Source organism: Caminibacter sp. (genome assembly GCF_053999135.1).
On sequence record NZ_JBMXVQ010000017.1, the window covers coordinates 1 to 2,034 of the forward strand.

The 2,034-nt window shown below is 35.0% G+C and carries 2 protein-coding genes; both read right to left on the bottom strand.

Going from position 1 to position 2,034, the window contains the following annotated elements; genetic code table 11:
* On the bottom strand, positions 1-352 hold a 352-nt coding region (locus tag ACXJH6_RS00900; RefSeq protein ID WP_503417174.1), incomplete at its 3' end, for a phosphoglucose isomerase-related protein.
* Positions 349-2,034, bottom strand: a 1,686-nt coding sequence (gene glgB / locus ACXJH6_RS00905; protein ID WP_456469881.1) for a 1,4-alpha-glucan branching protein GlgB, incomplete at its 5' end; no start/stop codon positions are given. The genes glgB and ACXJH6_RS00900, both read right to left, overlap by 4 nt.

Genomic DNA, 2,034 nt, shown 5'->3' on the forward strand with positions numbered 1-2,034 from the left:
TAAGCGTCTCAACGGTGTTTCCCGATTTTGAGACTACAATAAAAAGCGCGTCGTTTCTTATTTTTCTGAATTTTTCATTCAAATCAATCGGGTCGGTGTTTTCAAGATAAATAATTTCTATATATTCGCCCGTATGTTTTAAAAGAGAATCTATAGCCATAGTCCCTAGATTACTTCCTCCGATACCTATTACCGCTATCTGATTTGCTTTTATCTCTTTTGCTTCGTCTATCAAATCTTTTGAGCTCTCAGGCAAATCATAATATCCCACCTCTCCGCTGTATCTTTCTTCCTTTATTTTTTCAAGCAGCTCTTTTGGAGTAACGGATTTAAGTTCATTATAAAATTTCATACTTTCTCCTTTTTGTTTTTAAAATATATTACACTTAAAGGTTCTAAGTCTATTTCAAAAGACTTTTTAAAATCTTCAAATTTTTCCGGTTTGGATTTGTATATTTTACCAATCTTTTTATTTTTTGAATCAAAAACAACTTCCAATTCATCAAAATCACATCCGAATTTATAATTTTTCCATTCACAATCGGCAAAATTACAAACAATTACCAAATCGCCTCTTATGTAAGAAAATACGCTTCTTGTGTAATCTTTATAGTTTATCCATTTAAAATTAACATAATCATCCATCCATAAAGATTTCTCATTAAGATAAAAATGATTAAGTTTCTTAACATAATCTTTTAACTCTTTATGTTTAGGGAACTTTTCTATCAAAAACCAGTCAAGTTCTTCTTTGTAATCCCACTCTCTGAACTGGGCGAATTCTCCTCCCATAAAAAGAAGTTTTTTCCCGAAAAACGCATACATAAACGCAAAAAGGGCTTTTAAATTTTCAAATTTTTTATCATAACTCCCAGGCATTTTATTAATTAAAGAGCCTTTGCCGTGAACCACTTCATCGTGAGACAGAGGCAATATATATTTTTCCGCAAAAGCGTAATAAAAAAGATGGGCTATTTCATGATGGTGATGTTTTCTGAATAAAGGGTCAAGGTGAAAATAATTAAGCGTATCGTTCATCCAACCCATATTCCATTTAAAATCAAACCCTAATCCCCCCTCTTCCACGCTTTTCGTAATTCCGGGAAACGAGGTCGATTCTTCGGCAATTATAAATATATTTTTAAATTCATCGTGATTTAATCTGTTTAAATCCTTTAAAAACCTTATCGCATCAAGGTTTTCCCTTCCTCCATACACATTAGGCACCCATTCATCACGTCCGTAATCGAGATAAAGCATTGAAGCTACGGCATCTACGCGCAAAGCGTCAATATTATATCTGCTAAACCAGTAATTTGCGCTGCTTATTAAAAAGCTTCTGACTTCTCCTTTTGAATAATCAAAAATATGGCTTTTCCAGTCGGGATGGTAACCAAGACGCGGGTCGCAGTGCTCATACAGACAGCTGCCGTCAAACGTAATAAGCCCGTGCCCGTCAACGGCAAAATGGCTTGGTACCCAGTCAAGTATAACGCCTATGCCGTTTTTATGCATAATATCCACAAATTTCATAAATTCATCCGGGTTTCCGTATCTGGCAGTAGGAGCAAAATACCCCGTTACCTGATATCCCCACGAGCCGTCATATGGATATTCGGTTATCGGCATAAGCTCGATATAATTGTATCCCATATCCTTACAGTATCTGCTAAGCTCAACCGCCGCTTCTTTATAATCAAGGCCTTTTTTCCAGCTTCCAAGATGGACTTCATAGATATTTACGGGTTTATTGTATTCGTTTTTTATCCTATTATATTTTATTTTATATTCAAAATCCCAGACAACGGAAGCCGATTTAGGAGGTTTTTCATTATAAAAGGCAAAAGGGTCGGCTTTTAAAATTTCTTTATTATTGGCGCCTATTAAAAAATATTTATACGTATCGCCTTTTTTTGCGTTTTTTACAACCCCTTCCCATATTCCGCCCTCTTTTTTCATTAAAGGATTTTTATTTCTATCATATCCGTTGAAATCCCCTACAACGCTTACATATTTTGCATTCGGAGCCCATAC